This window comes from Blautia segnis (assembly GCF_014287535.1).
In the GTDB taxonomy this organism is placed as follows: domain Bacteria; phylum Bacillota; class Clostridia; order Lachnospirales; family Lachnospiraceae; genus Blautia_A; species Blautia_A acetigignens.
Genome location: NZ_JACOOT010000035.1, coordinates 38791 through 55933, shown reverse-complemented (window position 1 = coordinate 55933; position 17143 = coordinate 38791). Strand labels below are relative to the sequence as shown.

General features: G+C 45.8%; 15 protein-coding genes. 12 read left to right on the top strand and 3 right to left on the bottom strand.

The window, feature by feature from the left end; genetic code table 11:
* Positions 1-47 precede the first annotated feature (47 nt).
* The 9 genes from glgA (at position 48) to xerD (ending at position 9712) form a co-directional block, all read left to right on the top strand.
* On the top strand, positions 48-1493 hold the full coding sequence (gene glgA / locus H8S54_RS14930) for a glycogen synthase GlgA (RefSeq protein WP_021924444.1): 1446 nt from the start codon (positions 48-50) through the stop codon (positions 1491-1493).
* Positions 1494-1734: 241 nt separating this feature from the next.
* A complete protein-coding gene (locus H8S54_RS14925; protein WP_021924443.1) occupies positions 1735-1920 on the top strand; it encodes a hypothetical protein in 186 nt (61 codons plus the stop codon).
* Between the two features lie 12 nt (positions 1921-1932).
* Complete coding sequence (locus H8S54_RS14920) at positions 1933-2181, top strand: spore coat protein (protein WP_021924442.1); 249 nt, start codon at positions 1933-1935, stop codon at positions 2179-2181.
* A gap of 731 nt (positions 2182-2912) precedes the next feature.
* Positions 2913-3989, top strand: coding sequence for a recombinase RecA (gene recA, locus H8S54_RS14915; RefSeq protein WP_021924441.1), 1077 nt, complete (start codon positions 2913-2915; stop codon positions 3987-3989).
* A complete protein-coding gene (locus H8S54_RS14910) occupies positions 3990-4493 on the top strand; it encodes a regulatory protein RecX (RefSeq protein ID WP_243000206.1) in 504 nt (167 codons plus the stop codon).
* A gap of 786 nt (positions 4494-5279) precedes the next feature.
* On the top strand, positions 5280-5882 hold the full coding sequence (locus H8S54_RS14905) for a site-specific integrase (RefSeq protein ID WP_117851589.1): 603 nt from the start codon (positions 5280-5282) through the stop codon (positions 5880-5882).
* 293 nt (positions 5883-6175) lie between these two features.
* The gene (rny, locus tag H8S54_RS14900) at positions 6176-7720 is read left to right on the top strand and encodes a ribonuclease Y (protein WP_408610292.1); all 1545 of its coding nucleotides are present in this window, start codon (positions 6176-6178) and stop codon (positions 7718-7720) included.
* Positions 7721-7907: 187 nt separating this feature from the next.
* Positions 7908-8507, top strand: coding sequence for a hypothetical protein (locus H8S54_RS14895; protein ID WP_147342992.1), 600 nt, complete (start codon positions 7908-7910; stop codon positions 8505-8507).
* Positions 8508-8830: 323 nt separating this feature from the next.
* The gene (xerD, locus tag H8S54_RS14890) at positions 8831-9712 is read left to right on the top strand and encodes a site-specific tyrosine recombinase XerD (protein ID WP_186901744.1); all 882 of its coding nucleotides are present in this window, start codon (positions 8831-8833) and stop codon (positions 9710-9712) included.
* Here xerD and H8S54_RS19460 read toward each other — a convergent pair.
* From H8S54_RS19460 to H8S54_RS14880, 3 genes are all read right to left on the bottom strand, one after another.
* Positions 9666-9764, bottom strand: a complete 99-nt coding sequence (locus H8S54_RS19460) for a DUF6783 domain-containing protein (RefSeq protein WP_408610291.1) — start codon at positions 9762-9764, stop codon at positions 9666-9668. The genes xerD and H8S54_RS19460 overlap by 47 nt on opposite strands.
* A gap of 198 nt (positions 9765-9962) precedes the next feature.
* Entirely contained in the window at positions 9963-10994 is a 1032-nt protein-coding gene (locus H8S54_RS14885) for a 3-deoxy-7-phosphoheptulonate synthase (protein WP_021925504.1), read from the bottom strand.
* Between the two features lie 91 nt (positions 10995-11085).
* The gene (locus H8S54_RS14880) at positions 11086-12429 is read right to left on the bottom strand and encodes a polysaccharide biosynthesis protein (protein ID WP_117851601.1); all 1344 of its coding nucleotides are present in this window, start codon (positions 12427-12429) and stop codon (positions 11086-11088) included.
* A gap of 197 nt (positions 12430-12626) precedes the next feature.
* Between H8S54_RS14880 and nifS the strand changes: the two genes are divergently transcribed.
* The 3 genes from nifS to H8S54_RS14865 all read left to right on the top strand — a co-directional run bounded on the left by nifS (position 12627) and on the right by H8S54_RS14865 (position 17121).
* Positions 12627-13814 carry a cysteine desulfurase NifS gene (nifS, locus tag H8S54_RS14875; protein ID WP_021925506.1) on the top strand — a complete coding sequence of 396 codons (1188 nt, stop codon included), beginning with the start codon at positions 12627-12629 and terminating at the stop codon, positions 13812-13814.
* A gap of 28 nt (positions 13815-13842) precedes the next feature.
* The gene (gene nifU / locus H8S54_RS14870; protein ID WP_117851605.1) at positions 13843-14289 is read left to right on the top strand and encodes a Fe-S cluster assembly scaffold protein NifU; all 447 of its coding nucleotides are present in this window, start codon (positions 13843-13845) and stop codon (positions 14287-14289) included.
* 255 nt (positions 14290-14544) lie between these two features.
* A complete protein-coding gene (locus H8S54_RS14865) occupies positions 14545-17121 on the top strand; it encodes a cation-translocating P-type ATPase (protein WP_243000207.1) in 2577 nt (858 codons plus the stop codon).
* The last annotated feature ends 22 nt before the right edge of the window (positions 17122-17143 follow it).

Below are 17143 nucleotides of genomic sequence, written 5' to 3'. Positions count from 1 at the left end.
TGTAATCTATCAGAAGCTATTTGCTATTACTAAGGAGGGTTTTTTGAATGAAAAGAATTCTTTTTGCAACATCAGAAGCAGTGCCTTTTATTAAAACCGGGGGATTAGCTGACGTTGCTGGCTCACTGCCGAAATGCTTTGATAAACGCTATTTTGACATTCGCGTAATTTTACCGAAATATGCCTGCATGAAACAGGAGTGGAAGGACAAAATGGAATATGTCACACACTTCTACATGGATCTGGGCTACAAGAACTGCTATGTAGGTGTTCTACAGATGGAATATGACGGTATCCAGTTCTACTTTATAGATAATGAATATTATTTCAGCGGCCCGAAGCCGTATGACAGCGCTCCGTGGGATCTGGAGAAATTCGCATTCTTCTCCAAGGCAGTGCTCTCCGTACTTCCGGTGATCGGCTTCCGTCCTGATATTATCCACTGCCATGACTGGCAGACAGGCCTTGTTCCTGTTTACCTCCATGACAGCTTCCAGCAGAATCAGTTCTTCTGGGGAATCAAGACCATTATGACCATCCACAATCTGAAATTCCAGGGCGTGTATGATGTGAAGACCATCAAGGAGATTACCGGACTTTCCGATTATTACTTTACACCGGATAAGCTTGAGGCATACAAGGACGGCAATTTCCTCAAAGGCGGTATCGTATTTGCGGATGCGGTTACCACTGTAAGCAATACCTACGCAGATGAGATCAAGACACCGTTCTACGGCGAGGGACTGGACGGACTGCTCCGCGCACGTTCCAACAGCCTTAGAGGTATTGTAAACGGTATTGACTACACAGATTTTAACCCGGAGACAGACCGCAATCTGACTGCATGCTACAATGCAGCTACCTTCCGCAAGGAGAAAGTGAAGAACAAGATCCAGCTTCAGAGGGATTTAGGCCTTGAGGAAGATCCGAAGGCCATGATGATCGGTATCGTTTCCCGTCTGACAGACCAGAAGGGATTTGACCTGATCGCCTATATTATGGATGAGCTTTGCCAGGATTCCGTACAGATCGTGGCACTTGGTACAGGTGATGAGCGTTATGAGAATATGTTCCGTCACTTTGACTGGAAGTATCATGGCAAGGTATCTGCACAGATTTATTATGATGAGAGCATGTCCCACAGAATCTATGCAGCTTCCGATGCGTTCCTGATGCCGTCTCTGTTTGAGCCATGCGGCTTAAGCCAGCTGATGAGCCTTCGTTACGGAACACTTCCAATCGTCAGAGAGACAGGCGGTCTGAAGGATACTGTAGAGCCGTATAATGAGTTTGAGGGAACCGGAACCGGCTTTTCCTTCAGCAATTATAATGCACATGAGATGCTTACTACAATCCGCTATGCAGAGCGTATTTTCTATGATAAGAAGCGCGAATGGAATAAGATGGTGGATCGTGCAATGGCAAAAGACTTCTCATGGGGTAATTCCGCACGTCAGTACGAAGAGATGTACAACTGGCTCATCGGAGAGTAAGATCCGTACCGCATGAAATTTCTGGAAACAGATTCGGTACATAATAAGATGAAAAATCGGACATATTACCTTTTGTAAGGTGTCCGGCTCAGGATACAGGAGAATGGATTTTCTCCTGTATTTTGTTTATACGGGTTTTGGACAAGGTCATGAAGGAACTGTACTTATATGGGCAATTTATGGCTTTGGTTTTACCTTGCCTGCCGGGCATTGAGAAAATCATGAACAGGAGGCGGAGTATATGAACGAGATTTCAGAACTGGATCTGCAGAATTTAAGACACCTGATCGGTGGCTTTGACACCACCCACTGTAAAATGGATGAGTATGCCAGACAGGCGACAGACGCTCAGGTAAAGCAGTTTTTCCAGAAGTCTGCCCAGTCCGCGGCAGACTGCAAAAACCAGCTGATGCAGTATTTACAGTAGGAGGTGGCACACATGAATGAGAAAGTAATGGTAGCAGATACCCTTGCGGGAATCAACGGCGAGCTGACCCGCTACGGGGAAATGATCCCGCAGACCGAGAATCCCCAGCTGAAACAGACTCTGAAGCAGATGAGAAACCAGTGTGAGATGTCCCAGGAGGAGATTTACCAGATCGCTCGCGCAAGAGGCTATTACGTGCCGGCGGCGCAGGCTGCAAGGGAAGAAGTAGATCATGTGAGAAGTGTTCTGGAGCGTGGTTGAAAAAGGGAACTGTTGTGATGTGAATCACAGATGACGCATCCGTTTATGAGGAAAGCTCACCAAACGGTTATGTATCCGGGATTACGGAGGAAAAAACTCTTGTAATTCCGGATACTTTGCTATATAGTAGAGTTACTGACAGGCAAGGCGGCAATCAGGCCGCGCAGAATCATTTCAGAAATACAGGAAGTCTGGTACATGATTTGGGAAAATGTGTACAGATTCCGGCATACATAAGAAGTTCACACCCGAATTCCGGGAAGATTCCAACAGGGGAAGAGATTGATAATTGAATTACGTAAGTGTTTGGCAGGCGGTAAAGTCCGTATTTTAGCAGTGCATGATTTAGGCACATGGCGAAGTGGGGTCAAGTGCCTGAAGCTGGCAGGCGCAAGGGGGGGGGTACTGTTCATAGGTAATATTCCGCGAGGTGTTTTTTGTGAACAAAGTTCACAGAAAACCCGAGGATTGCGGCGCGAAATCATGCAAAGCATGATTTCTGTGCATCGCGAAGCGTGTTACTGGGCACGGAGTGAACAGTAACCAAGGGGGAAAATAGCGGACAGAAATTTAAGGAAACGCTTGACAAGAGAATGGATTTAAGATACTATGTACTACAGAAAGAAACGAACATAGGTTCGTATTTTTGAAAAAGAGATATTTATACAGTCCGTTTAATGGTTACAGCATCTGGGACTGTACTGATTATTAAGAACAGGAGAATTGAGATCATGATAAATGAAGAGAAGAGAAAAGCCCTGGAAGCAGCGCTGGGACAGATTGAGAAGCAGTATGGCAAGGGCTCTGTCATGAAGCTGGGAGAATCCAGTGCCAACATGCAGGTAGAGACCGTTCCCACAGGTTCCTTAAGCCTTGACATTGCTCTTGGCGTAGGCGGTGTGCCCAAGGGACGTATTGTAGAGATTTATGGACCAGAGTCCAGCGGTAAGACCACAGTTGCCCTTCACATGGTAGCTGAGGTGCAGAAGCGCGGCGGAATCGCAGGCTTCATTGATGCGGAGCATGCCCTGGATCCTGTATATGCCAAGAATATCGGCGTAGACATTGACAACCTTTATATTTCCCAGCCGGATAATGGCGAGCAGGCACTTGAGATCGCAGAGACCATGGTGCGTTCCGGTGCTGTTGACATTATCATCGTGGACTCTGTTGCAGCCCTGGTTCCAAAGGCTGAGATCGACGGAGACATGGGAGACAGCCACGTAGGCCTGCAGGCACGTCTGATGTCCCAGGCACTTCGTAAGCTGACTGCCATCATCAGCAAGTCCAACTGCGTTGTGATCTTTATCAACCAGCTTCGTGAGAAGGTGGGCGTTATGTTCGGTAACCCGGAGACCACCACCGGCGGACGTGCCCTGAAGTTCTACTCCTCCGTGCGTCTTGATGTGCGCCGGGTAGAGACCCTGAAGCAGGGCGGTGAGATGGTTGGTAACCACACCAGAATCAAGGTAGTGAAGAATAAAGTAGCTCCGCCATTTAAGCAGGCAGAATTTGACATTATGTTCGGTACTGGAATCTCTAAGGAAGGCGATATCCTTGACCTTGCCGCTGAGAATTCCATTGTGAACAAGAGCGGTGCATGGTACGCTTACGAGGGCAATAAGATCGGCCAGGGCCGTGAGAATGCCAAGCTGTTCCTGAAGGAGCACCCGGAGATCTGCGATGAGATCGAGCGCAAGGTGCGCATTCATTATAACCTGCTTCCAGGTGAGGAAGAGGAACAGCAGGAGACGAAGACTGCTGAAGCAGCATTGACAGCTGATGCTCCTGAGGAAGAAGAGGAATAAATGATGGCGTCTGTATCTGAAGAGCAGAAGAATGCCAGAAGGAAGGCAATGCTTCTCTTAGAACATATGGACCGCACAGAGAAAGGCCTGTCTGACCGGCTGCGTCAGGCAGGCTTTTCAGCAGAAGCTACAGAGGATGCCATGGAATATGTGCGCTCCTACGGCTATCTCAATGACCTGCGGTATGCCGAGAACTACATTTCCTTTCGGATGGGCACCAAGAGCCGCCAGAAGATCCTCCAGGAGCTCTCTGGTAAAGGAGTTGACCGTGCCACAGCCCTTGCAGCCTGGGAGGCAGCTGCCGAAGTGGAACAGCCCGACGAGCTGGCCGTCCTTCGCGCCACTGTCCAGAAGAAATGCCAGCCAGACTCCGCATTGGATGAGAAAGCCATGCGAAGGCTTCAAGGCTTTTTGCTCCGCAGAGGCTTTTCCTACGGAGACATCTCCCACGTACTGGATGAGATGCACATTACTTGTGAGAGAAATTCCTTTTTGTCAGAATGAGAGTTTTAAATCTTTTATTTTTATGGGCTCTTGGGAATGTGATGAAACTTGACGAAATTTAAATTCTCTTTTTCTGTAGAAAAGTGTTATATTTCTATGGAAAGGACTGGAAAGCCTTGATTTTACAGCGTTTCCAGACATGAAAGAAACCAAATAAATATAGTTTTATGACATTTTTATGACAAACAGCGGAAATTTTCTTGGATTTCAAGCAAGTTGGTATATTGATTTCAAGATTTGCATATGCTATAATGCCATTAGGCAAAAGAAATGATGAGTCCATGTGGACAAAAAGAGTGAAGCCCTCAGTACCGCGAATACTGGGGGCTTCTTCTTGTTTATTTATAGTAGACAAGAAACTACTAGGTTAGTGTTGCCCTTACTCGTCGCCATCTAGCCATTTGATGATGTAGTGGCAAACTACACCAGCCGTACAGGAGACAAGAAAAGAAATGATGATTTCCATATGGACTACACCTCCTCCCGTTGTCGGGTATCGGGTGGACAACATAGTTAGTATAGCATGGGTTAGAACAAAATGAAATAAAAAGATAAAAATAATATAATTGATATTTAAATAATTAATTTTTAGTATTTAGCCATTTTACAAAACATTTCATGAAATTATAAGATAGTGAGTAATTATATTTTTCTGCAATTTTAGGAATCTGTAAAATCATATCATCTGGCGTTCCCCATCCCAATATATATTCATTTCTTGAAAAATGTTTTATTTCGTCTAGTTTGTATTGCACAATCTTTATTAATCTTTGATATTATCCTGTCATTGTATTTGCACTATCCACAGGACTGCGTATTGGAGAAATTTGTGGGCTGCGTTGGGAAGATGTTGACTTAAAGGGGAGTGTGATACATGTAAGGCAGCAGTTAATATATAAGAATCTGGGCGAAGGTCAAAAGTATTATATCCATCCACTGAAAACAGAGACAAGCAAACGTGATATTCCACTGACAGAAACGGCGCGAAAAAGCCTGATAAAGCAAAGGGAGCTTGATTTTATTCTTGGCAGACGTTCAAAGGAAAAGTCCCTGGAGGGGAAAAGAAATTTTGTTTTTATTAATTCTGTGGGAAAGCAGTTTACGCCGCAGAGTTTGGATCATCCACTTATCAATATAGTGAATACCTATAATAAACGAGAGTGTGTGATAGCAGAAGGAGAATGTAGGGAGCCTATTTTATTGCCGCACATAACAGCTCATATATTGAGACACACAGCCTGTACACGTCTTGCCGAAGCTGGGATTGATCCAAAAGCGTTACAGGTTATTATGGGACATTCTGACATTGCAACGACAATGGATATTTACAATCATGCGGACTATGAGCGTATTCAGAATGAAATGAAAAAAGCAGAAAATATTATCTGAAAATCAAGGCCACTTTCCTTTTATTGGGCGGTGGCTTTTTTATGACAAAAATTATGACAAATTTTATGACATTTGAAAGAAAAAAGACGAAAATAGACGACAGATTAATTTTTATCCAAACCGCGAAAACCCTTGATTTATAGGCTTTTTGAGCTGTGATGAAACTTGACGAAATATAAATTTCATTTTTCTGTAGAAAAACTTGACATAATTCTAAAAAAAAGATAAACTTGTATTGTTGTGATTGCACAATGAAAACTAAATATTGAGGAGGTGCTCCTGTGACAACAATTATTGTTGCAGTTGTCGCTGTAGTAGCCACTCTACTGATTGCGGTTCCTATTACTAGTAAAGTTTCTGTGGATAATAAGGTTAAGAAAGACGCAGAAACGATTGGGTCAGCTGAAGAAAAGGCCAGAGGCATCATTGATGAAGCTTTAAAGGCGGCCGAAACAAAGAAACGTGAAACTTTATTGGAAGTAAAGGAAGAATCTCTCCGCACTAAAAATGAACTGGAGAAGGAAACCAAGGAACGTAGAAACGAACTGCAGAAATATGAGAAGCGTGTCTTAGCGAAGGAAGAAACCGTCGATAAGAAGGCTGAGGCAGTTGAGAAGCGCGAAGCAGAGTGTACAGCGAGATTTGCTGAATTGCAAAAGAAAGAAAGAAGAGTAGACGAGCTTGAGCTGAAAGGAGTACAGGAACTGGAACGTGTTTCCGGTTTAACCTCCGAACAGGCAAAAGAAGAATTGCTCAGATCTGTAGAAGACGATGTAAAGGTTGATGTTGCCAAGCTTTACAAAGAACTTGAGAATCAGGCGAAGGAAGAAGCAGGAAAAAAAGCCAAAGAGTATGTGGTAAATGCCATTCAGAAATGTGCGGTAGACCACGTTGCCGAAACTACTATTTCCGTAGTACAGCTTCCAAGCGATGAGATGAAGGGACGTATTATCGGCCGTGAGGGACGTAATATTCGTACCATGGAGACTTTGACAGGTGTAGATCTTATTATTGACGATACTCCTGAAGCAGTTGTCCTCTCATCCTTTGATCCTATCAGACGTGAGGTGGCACGAGTAGCTCTTGAGAAGCTGATCGTAGATGGACGTATCCATCCTGCCAGAATCGAAGAAATGGTTGAGAAAGCGCAGAAGGAAGTTGAAAACCAGATCCGTGAGGATGGTGAGAATGCAGCTATGGATGTTGGTGTTCACGGTATTCATCCAGAACTTCTGAAACTCCTTGGCCGTATGAAATTCCGTTCAAGCTATGGACAGAATGCATTGAAGCACTCCATCGAGGTTGCGCAGCTTTCCGGCTTGCTTGCAGGAGAGATTGGCGTAGACGTACGTATGGCGAAACGTGCAGGCTTGCTTCATGATATTGGTAAGTCTATTGATCATGAGGTTGAAGGATCTCACATTGAAATTGGTGTAAACCTTTGCAAGAAGTATAAGGAAACCCCGCTTGTTATTAATGCAGTAGCAGCACATCATGGTGATGTGGAGCCGGAGAGCCTTATCGCCTGCATCGTACAGGCTGCAGATGCGATTTCCGCAGCGCGTCCAGGTGCCAGAAGAGAGACACTGGAGACTTATACCAACAGACTGAAACAGCTTGAGGACATTACAAACCAGTTCAAGGGTGTAGAGAAATCCTTTGCGATCCAGGCTGGTAGAGAAATCCGTGTGATGGTAGTTCCTGAGCATGTGAACGATTCTGAGATGGTACTTCTCGCAAGAGACATAGCGAAGCAGATTGAGGCTGAGCTTGAGTATCCGGGCCAGATCAAGGTCAATGTGATCCGCGAGAGCAGAGCCGTTGATTATGCCAAATAATCGGAGTTAATTTACATTAAAAAGCAAAGAGACCGCTTCCGCATTTTTCATGAAATATGAGAAATGCGGAGGCGGTTTTTTATTATGAAAATTCTGTACGGCAGCTGTGGAAACAGCATAGGCGTGGAACAGCTGACTTTTTTCATAATTAAAACAAAGTCGGCGTAGAATGGTACAGGGTGAAGCTATGGAAAAATTACTTTGCATCAAAACGAAAACCACTTTTCCGGGAATGGCCCTGCTGCTCTTTGGATTTCTGGCAGGAATGATAATTCCCAATCTTGTTTACCGGTTTACCTGGAAGCAGCAGGCTTTTTCCGCGGTTTATCTGCTTGGCACCTATGGACGGACTGCCGCATATGGAAAAGAATATCTGTACCAGATCATTGGGATGCGGGGCGGGATGTTTCTCCTTACACTGCTGTGCGGATTTACAGTGTTTGGGGTGCCCCTTGCAGTGCTGTCCATGATTTTTACGGGGCTTGGCCTTGGAATGGTATTTGTCATGTCTATCCTGCAGTTTGGATTGGCAGGTGGAGCCGTGGCAGCGGGGCTTTTGCTTCCCCAGTATCTCATCTATATTCCCGTGTGGATGAAAGTCTACGGGATGGTTTACAAAGAATCCAGGGCAATCTGGCGCAATCATGGGATTTTTCCGGGAAAAGTAAGCAGCTATTTTTTGAATTCCCTTCTGTGGACAGCCATATTCGGGCTTGGAATCCTTCTGGAATGGTGCATAAATCCCTGGATTTTGCGGCAAATCCTTGGATTTATAAATTTTTTTTAGACAAAATTCGAGAAAAAACAACAAGATATAGTGCTGGTTACCATAAGATTAACATTATTTTGTAAAATAACTGAAAAAAGCCCAATTTTAAGCGGTTTCGGCGCGAAAAAAAGGTTTGATTTTATGTCAATTACAAAGTATAATACAGGTACATTTTAAATTATTGTGGGTGACTAGCCCATATCTTAGAGCGTGAAAAAAGAATACGCATAAAATGCGATGAATAATGATGGAGCGGGCAGTCGGAGAACTGAGGCTGTATTTATCATTTATTTGGATTTATGAAGCGAAATTCAGAACAGAAGAGACAGGAAGTAAACAGTATGGAACAGGAAATACGCGAATTTATTGATTATTTACATAATACGAAGAAGACATCCCAGAATACGGAGGTTTCCTATCAGCGTGACCTGACTAAGATGGCAGCGTACCTGCAGAAGAAGGGCATTGCTGCTGTGGAAGAGGTGCGGGAATTTGACCTTATGGGATATATGGATTATATGGAGAAAGAAAATTTCGCGTCCTCCACTATTTCCAGAAGCGTTGCTTCCATGCGTGCGTTTTTCCAGCATATGTTCGCCCTGCGAAGAATCGATGAGAACCCTGCAGACAATCTGAAATCTCCCAAGGTGGAGAAGAAGCTTCCTGAGATTCTCAGCATCCAGGAGGTAGACAATCTCCTGAAGCAGCCAGACCTGACTACGCCAAAAGGCATTCGTGACAAGGCAATGCTGGAGCTTCTTTATGCCACAGGCATGCGCGTCAGCGAACTGATCCATCTGGAAGTGAGCGATGTGAATCTTCAGATGGGCTATGTAGTATGTCAGGAAAATAAAGAGCGCATTATCCCCGTCGGCAATGTGAGCAAGGAAGCCCTTGATCTGTACCTGGACAAGGGACGGGATGTATTTGTGAAGGATGACAACGAGAATGCTTTATTTACCAACTGCTCCGGCAAGGCCATGAGCCGCCAGGGTTTCTGGAAAATGCTTAAGGGCTATGCAGAAGAAGCTGGAATCCACAGAGACATTACACCCCACACCCTGCGGCATTCCTTCGCCGTACATATGCTCCAGAACGGTGCGGACATCAGAAGCGTCCAGGAAATGCTTGGCCACTCCAATATTTCCACCACACAGGTTTACCTCAGCATGAACATTAACAGGATGAGAGATGTGTACATGAAAGCACATCCGAGACACTAGAGCATGTTTGAAAAAGGCTTTCTGCAAGATGTACGCCCCACTTTGCGGGAATGATTTTTCAAACACGCTCTAGGATATAGAATAAGAGCGAAAAGACTGTCCGGGAAAGTATTCTGGGCAGTTTTAAGGAAGTCACGCCCAAAAATGAAACCCCATAAAAAAATCTCCTGGATTCTCAAAATCAGAATCCAGGAGATTTTTCTCTAATCAGATAGAACAAACAGAAATCACTCTGCCAGATACACCTTTATCAGCACATCTCAGCAATAGTATACAGCAGCTTCTCAGACTCATCCCATCCAAGGCATGCATCTGTAATAGATTTGCCATATACATGGTTCGGGCCGATCTTCTGGTTGCCTGGCTCGATGTAGCTCTCGATCATAAGCCCCTTAACCAGACCATGTACATCAGAATCAACCTGACGGCTGTGAAGCACTTCCTTGGCAATACGGATCTGCTGCTCATACTGCTTGTTGGAGTTGGAGTGGTTGGTATCTACGATAGTAGCCATGTTCTTGAGATTCTTAGCAGAATATTTCTCAAAAAGAAGGCGAAGGTCTTCGTAATGATAGTTCGGAATGGCCTCTCCGTGCTTATTTACCGCACCGCGAAGAATGGTATGTGTAAGCTCATTACCTGTAGTTTCAACTTCCCATCCTCTGTAGATGAAAGTATGGCTTCCCTGAGCTGCCACAACAGAGTTCAGCATAACGCTGTAATCTCCACTGGTAGGGTTCTTCATTCCTGCCGGAACGTCCATACCGCTGACAGTCAGACGGTGCTGCTGGTCCTCAACAGAACGTGCACCAACTGCTACGTAGGAAAGAAGGTCGGAAAGGTAGCGCCAGTTCTCCGGATAAAGCATCTCATCTGCGCAGGTAAACTCGCTCTCCTCAATAGCGCGGATGTGCATCTTACGGATGGCAACAAGTCCGGCAAGCATATTCGGCTTTTTCTCCGGGTCTGGCTGATGAACCATACCCTTATAGCCCTCTCCGGTAGTACGCGGTTTATTCGTATAAACTCGTGGAATGATTAAAACTTTATCCGCGATCTTGTCCTGAACTTTGCGAAGTCTCAGCAGATAATCGCATACAGCATCTTCATTATCTGCAGAGCAGGGACCGATGATTGCAAGAAATTTATCGGATTTTCCAGTGAATACGTCACGAATCTCCTGATCACGTTTCTCTTTCAGTGCCTTGATCTTTGCATCAATGGGATATTGGTTGCGGATCTCGTCGGGTGTCGGAAGCTTTTTGATGAATTCAAATCCCATGGTATTTTCTCCTTTTATCGGCAAAATTTGCTTTCGTTTCAATATTATAGACTATGAACCGAAAAATGTCGATAGGCAAATTTCGTGAAAATCAGTCCGATAACTTCATTCTGTTTAGATAAATAAAATGAAGCAGGGTAAGAATTAGCTGGGAAATCAGCATTCCATAAAAATATCCACGGATCCCCATGCTGGGAACGGAAAGGATCACAAAGCCAATGCGGATGCACACTCCCGCAACATTGTGGAAAAGACAGGCATCTGGTCTGCCAAGCCCGTTCATAATGCTTTCCAGGGTGGTGTTGGTATAAAGAAACGGGCAGATAAACGCCAGCGTTTTTATGTACACTCCCGCAGTCTCACTGTGAAACAGAAAAATTCCAAGCGGCTTTCCAAAAAGAAAGAAAAACAAAGTGCAGAAAGCCCCGAAGAAAAAACAGGTTCCAAGTGTGCGCCAGATCACATAGCGAATCCTTTTTTCATAGCCAAGTGCCTGAAGTCCTGCCACAGAAGGCATCAGCATTACAGAAGCGGAATTGGTGATAGTAGCGGGAAACAGAATCAAAGGCAGAGCCATTCCCGTGAAAATCCCGTACACAGCCAGCGCATTTGTCTGCGTCATTCCCGCCAGAAGCAGCTGTTGGGGAATGAGAACCATTTCAATGCCGGAAAGCACCGTAAGCAGCAGCCTGTTTGCAGAATGAGGCACCGCAATCTCTCCAATTTCCTTTAAAGAAGAAAGAACAGAGCCAGGATTTCTGGGCTGCCTCCATAATCCCGAAAGAGGATGATAATTTTCCCGGGAAAAATCCACGCCCAGTGCTAAAAAGCAGGCAGCAGTTGCCGCAATCTCGCTAAAAAGCGCACCGCCAGCTGCAATCATGGGAGTGATTTCTTTTCCACCAGACAGAAGTACCAGGTAGATCATATAGGTGCTGCCAATCCGGGAAGTCTGCTCCAAAAGCTGGATAAAGGCTGGAAGTCCGGTTTTTTTTCTGGCATAATAAAAGCTGTTGACGCATGAATGCAGGGCACTCAGGGGAAAACTAAAAGAGAGAATGCGAAGCAAAGAAGCAGTTCTTGCTTCCTTCAAAAGCTCCCCCGCAATAAAATCCGCATTCAGGTACACCCCTGCCGACAAAAGAAGGGAAACAGCCCCGGAAAGAAACATTCCAAGAAGCAGTGTATTTCGCGATTCTTTTTCTTTTTCAAGGGCAGTAAAGGAGGCGCACAGCCTGGAAATGGCAGCCTGGATTCCCATTCCCGCTGCAGCCAGGATGATCCCGTGAACGGGAAGGGTAAGCTGGTAAATTCCAACTCCCTGTGCACCAATAGTATGAGAAAGGAATATTCTATAGAAGAAACCCATGATCCGGCTGGCAAGGCCAGTAAAGGTAAGGATCAGGGTTCCCCTGAAAAAAAGCTTATCAGACATGATGATCAGACCACTATCTTTTTAGATAATCTATGCCCAAATGTGCCTTGACAGAACTGTTATTATCTGGTAAAGTGGACTAGAAATCCAAGCGAATTACTAGGAAATAAAAAAGTACCTAAGGAGATAGATGAAAAAAGCCCTTTTCCGGGGTTCTTTCATATCGAATTGATACCAATAAACCAGGAGGAAGAAAAATGGGAAAAATGATTTATCTGGATAATGCGGCTACCACCAAGACCGCTCCGGAAGTTGTAGAAGCAATGCTTCCTTATTTTACTGAAATGTATGGAAATCCATCCAGCATTTATGATTTCGCATCCAAGAGCAAGGAAGGCGTTACCAAGGCAAGAGGCCAGATCGCAGACGCACTTGGAGCTAAGAGAGAAGAAATTTATTTCACAGCTGGCGGTTCAGAGGCTGACAACTGGGCACTGAAAGCCACTTTTGAAGCATATAAATCCAAAGGAAATCACATCATCACCACCAAGATCGAGCATCATGCAATCCTTCATACCTGCGAGTATCTGGAGAAAGAGCGCGGAGCCAAGATCACATACGTGGATGTAGATGAGAACGGTATTGTGAAGCTGGATGAGCTTGAGAAAGCCATCACACCTGAGACCATCCTGATCTCCGTTATGTTTGCAAACAACGAGATCGGTTCCATCCAGCCGATCAAGGAAATCGGAGCCATCGCCAAAGAGCACGGAATCCTTTTCCACACAGATGCCGTGCAGGCTTTTGGACAGGTGCCGATCAATGTAGATGAGTTAGGCATCGACATGCTCAGCTCCAGCGGACATAAGCTGAACGGACCGAAAGGAATCGGCTTCCTTTACATTCGCAAGGGCGTTAAGATCCGTTCCTTCGTACACGGCGGAGCACAGGAGAGAAAGCGCCGCGCAGGTACAGAGAACGTTCCGGGAATCGTAGGCTACGGTGCAGCTGCAGAGCGTGCCATCCGCACTATGGAAGAGCGTACCGCTAAAGAGATCCAGGTAAGAGATCATTTCATCGACAGAATCATGAAAGAGATTCCATATGTGAAATTAAACGGTCATCCTACCAAACGTCTTCCAAACAACGTAAACGTAAGCTTCCAGTTCATCGAAGGAGAGTCCATGCTGCTTATGCTTGACAACTATGGCGTCTGTGCATCCAGCGGTTCCGCCTGTACATCAGGTTCCCTGGATCCGTCCCATGTACTTCTGGCAATCGGACTGCCTCACGAGATCGCACATGGTTCCCTGCGTATGACATTAAGCGAAGAGACCACCATGGAAGACGCTGATTTCGTAGTAGATAAGCTGAAAGAAATCGTAAGCGGCTTAAGAGCAATGTCTCCATTATATGAAGATTTTATTAAAAAACAGAAAAATTGATTAAAACACTTGCCAGGAGGAAAAAAAGATGTATAGTGAGAAAGTAATGGATCATTTCCAGCATCCACGTAATGTTGGAGAAATAGAGAATGCAAGCGGTGTCGGTACAGTAGGAAATGCCAAATGCGGCGATATTATGAGAATTTTCCTTGATATCGATGATGAGACACATATTATCAGAGACTGCAAATTCAAAACCTTCGGCTGCGGTGCTGCAGTAGCAACCAGCAGCATGGCTACTGAGATGGTCAAAGGCAAAACCATCGAGGAAGCTATGAAGCTTACCAACAAGGCAGTTATGGAAGCTCTTGACGGACTTCCGCCAGTAAAGGTACACTGCTCCCTTCTTGCAGAAGAGGCTGTACATGCTGCACTGTGGGACTATGCACAGAAGCACCACATTGAGATCGAGGGTCTGAAGAAACCGAAGTCTGACATTCACGAAGGTGAAGAGGACGAGGCAGAAGAGTATTAATTGCGGTTGGAAACAGCGCGAATAGCAGCTGTTGCTTGTCGTCATCGATAAAAAGAATATTTTTACAGGAAACCGAATCCATAAGCAGATTTATTTCGTTACAGATAAATGAGTGGTAAAGATGAGGCAGACCCGTAAAGAGAATTCATCAGGGCGGATGTTATCATCTGCCCTAATTTTGTATACCGGGAAGGCATCCGGCATACAGGAAATTCCATATGGAATTTCCTGGAAATCCTTGAAGAAAATACAAGAATGAAGGAAGTAACGATGACAGGACTTACAAACGAACAGGTACAACAAAGAATCGAAGAAGGAAAAGTCAATGCCAACGAGAATCCCAATACCAGAAGCTACAAGCAGATCGTAAGGGAGAATGTACTTACATTTTTCAACTTTCTGAATCTTGCACTTATGGTAATGGTTCTGCTGGTAGGATCCTATAAGAATTCCATGTTCATGGGCATTATTGTGATCAATACCGTGATCGGAATCATCCAGGAGGTCCGTGCCAAGAAGACCCTGGACAAGCTTGCGATTCTCACAGAGAGCAAGGCTGTGGTACTGCGTGAAGGGAAGAAGTGGACCATCTCCACAGAAAAGCTGGTATTGGATGACATCCTGTTTCTGAAGACAGGTGACCAGGTGCCGGCGGATGCCAAGGTGCTGGAAGGAAGCATTGAGGTCAACGAATCCCTTCTGACAGGAGAATCCGACAATCTTCAGAAGATTGAAGGAGACGAGCTTTTTTCCGGAAGCTTTGTCACATCCGGAGAGGCATGCTGCCAGGTAATCCATGTTGGCAAGGACAATTACGCCTCCCAGATCACCAGCGAAGCCAAGGAATTCAAGCGTCACAATTCGGAACTGCGTAATTCCTTGAATGCTATTCTGAAGACCATCAGTGTGATCATTGTTCCTATGGGACTTCTGCTGTTTTACAAGCAGTATTATGTTGCCGGGAATGGAATCCGGGACGCTGTTGTAAATATGGTGGCAGCGGTTTTGGGAATGATCCCGGAGGGACTGGTGCTGCTTACCAGTGTGGCTTTGACCCTGGGAGCTCTTGCCCTGACCCGGAAGAACACCCTGGTGCAGGAATTATATTGTATTGAAACTCTGGCAAGAGTGGATACCCTTTGCCTGGATAAGACGGGTACGATCACCGCAGGAACCATGTGTGTGGAGCAAGTGCAGCCTTATGTGGAAGGGATGGAGAGGAAAGCTGCGGCACAGAGAAATGCGGATGCAGCCGGGGCGTTTAATGAGGCAAATATATCGGATGCAGAGGGGAAGCCTGATGCTGGATGTCAGCCAGAACTGGCAGCTGCGGAAGCAGGAATTACATCGGAAGAGGCTCCTCAGTCTGGAACCGCTTTGCAGGCAGTGGAGACTCCCCAGCCAGAGATGACCATGAACGAGATCGAGCGCGTCATGGCGAACATGATGTCTGTGCTGAAGGACAAGAATGCCACCGCAGATGCCCTCCACAAGCGTTTCTCCAGAAGAACGGACATGACCGTAGACCACTGCATCCCGTTCTCATCTGACCGTAAATACAGCGGTGTAGCTTTCAAAGAAAAGGGAACTTACCTGATGGGCGCTGCCCAGTTCCTTTTCCCGGAAGGAAACGAAGACCTGATCCGCCAGTGCGCTGCATATGGAAAAGAAGGCCTGCGTGTTCTGGTACTGGCCCACAGCCCGAACCTGAATCAGGAGAATGAGCTGCCTGCTGGCCTGAAGCCGGTAGCGCTGTTTATGATCACCGATATTATCCGAGACAATGCTCCTGAGACGCTTGCATTTTTCAAAGACCAGGGCGTGGACTTGAAAGTAATTTCCGGTGATGATCCTGTGACCGTTTCCGCCATTGCGAAAAAAGCCGGTCTGGAAAATGCAGACCGCTATATTGATGCCACAACCATTACCACACCGGAGGATATGGAGCGTGCCGTTGCAGAGTGTTCTGTATTCGGTCGTGTGACTCCGCAGCAGAAGAAGGAAATGGTGCTCGCCCTTCAGAAACAGAAGCATACCGTTGCCATGACAGGCGATGGCGTCAACGATGTTCTGGCACTGAAGGAAGCGGACTGCAGTGTGGTTATGGCAGAGGGAAGCGACGCTGCCAAGAACATTGCCAACGTGGTGCTGATGGATTCCAACTTTGCGGCTATGCCGGAGATCGTGAACCAGGGCCGCCGCGTTGTCAACAACATCCGTACTGCGGCATCCATGTTCCTGATCAAGACTATTTTTTCCGCACTGCTTTGCCTGATCACTATTTTCTGGGGCGAGAGCTATCCCTTTGAGCCTATCCAGATGTCCCTGATCAGTGCCTGTGCAGTGGGAATTCCCACCTTCCTTCTGGCTCAGGAAAACAACTTCAACAAGATTGAAAGCGGCTTCCTGCGCTACGTATTTATGAATGCATTCCCTGCAGCAGTGACCATCACAGGCTGTGTATTCACCATCATGCTGGTCTGCCAGAATGTGTACCACAGCAACGTCATGCTTAGCACCGCATGTTTCCTGGTAACCGGCTGGAACTACATGGCAGCCCTTAAGACCGTGTATGCGCCCCTTAGCCGATACCGCAAGATTATTATCTACGGCATGCAGTTTATTTTCTTCTTTGCAGCCGTATGCGTGCAGAACCTGCTGGCACTTGGCTCCCTGGAATTCGGAATGATCATCCTGGTATTCATACTGATGACTTTCTCCCCGGTCGTGATCGAAGTTATCACCGAATGGTGCCGCTCTCTGTATGACAAGGCACATGAGCGGGAAAAGAAAGGGTTTATTGCACTGTTTCTGGAAAAAGTGCAGAAATAATTACTATAAAAGTCCCGGATGA

Coding starts and splice junctions, on each gene's coding strand:
- H8S54_RS14885 (WP_021925504.1), bottom strand. CDS start 10,994: ATGGGATTTGAATTCATCAAAAAGCTTCCGACACCCGACGAGATCCGC.
- glgA (WP_021924444.1), top strand. CDS start 48: ATGAAAAGAATTCTTTTTGCAACATCAGAAGCAGTGCCTTTTATTAAA.
- xerD (WP_186901744.1), top strand. CDS start 8,831: ATGGAACAGGAAATACGCGAATTTATTGATTATTTACATAATACGAAG.
- H8S54_RS14910 (WP_243000206.1), top strand. CDS start 3,990: ATGATGGCGTCTGTATCTGAAGAGCAGAAGAATGCCAGAAGGAAGGCA.
- H8S54_RS14865 (WP_243000207.1), top strand. CDS start 14,545: ATGAAGGAAGTAACGATGACAGGACTTACAAACGAACAGGTACAACAA.
- H8S54_RS14895 (WP_147342992.1), top strand. CDS start 7,908: ATGGAAAAATTACTTTGCATCAAAACGAAAACCACTTTTCCGGGAATG.
- H8S54_RS14925 (WP_021924443.1), top strand. CDS start 1,735: ATGAACGAGATTTCAGAACTGGATCTGCAGAATTTAAGACACCTGATC.
- H8S54_RS14880 (WP_117851601.1), bottom strand. CDS start 12,429: ATGTCTGATAAGCTTTTTTTCAGGGGAACCCTGATCCTTACCTTTACT.
- nifS (WP_021925506.1), top strand. CDS start 12,627: ATGGGAAAAATGATTTATCTGGATAATGCGGCTACCACCAAGACCGCT.
- H8S54_RS14920 (WP_021924442.1), top strand. CDS start 1,933: ATGAATGAGAAAGTAATGGTAGCAGATACCCTTGCGGGAATCAACGGC.
- nifU (WP_117851605.1), top strand. CDS start 13,843: ATGTATAGTGAGAAAGTAATGGATCATTTCCAGCATCCACGTAATGTT.
- recA (WP_021924441.1), top strand. CDS start 2,913: ATGATAAATGAAGAGAAGAGAAAAGCCCTGGAAGCAGCGCTGGGACAG.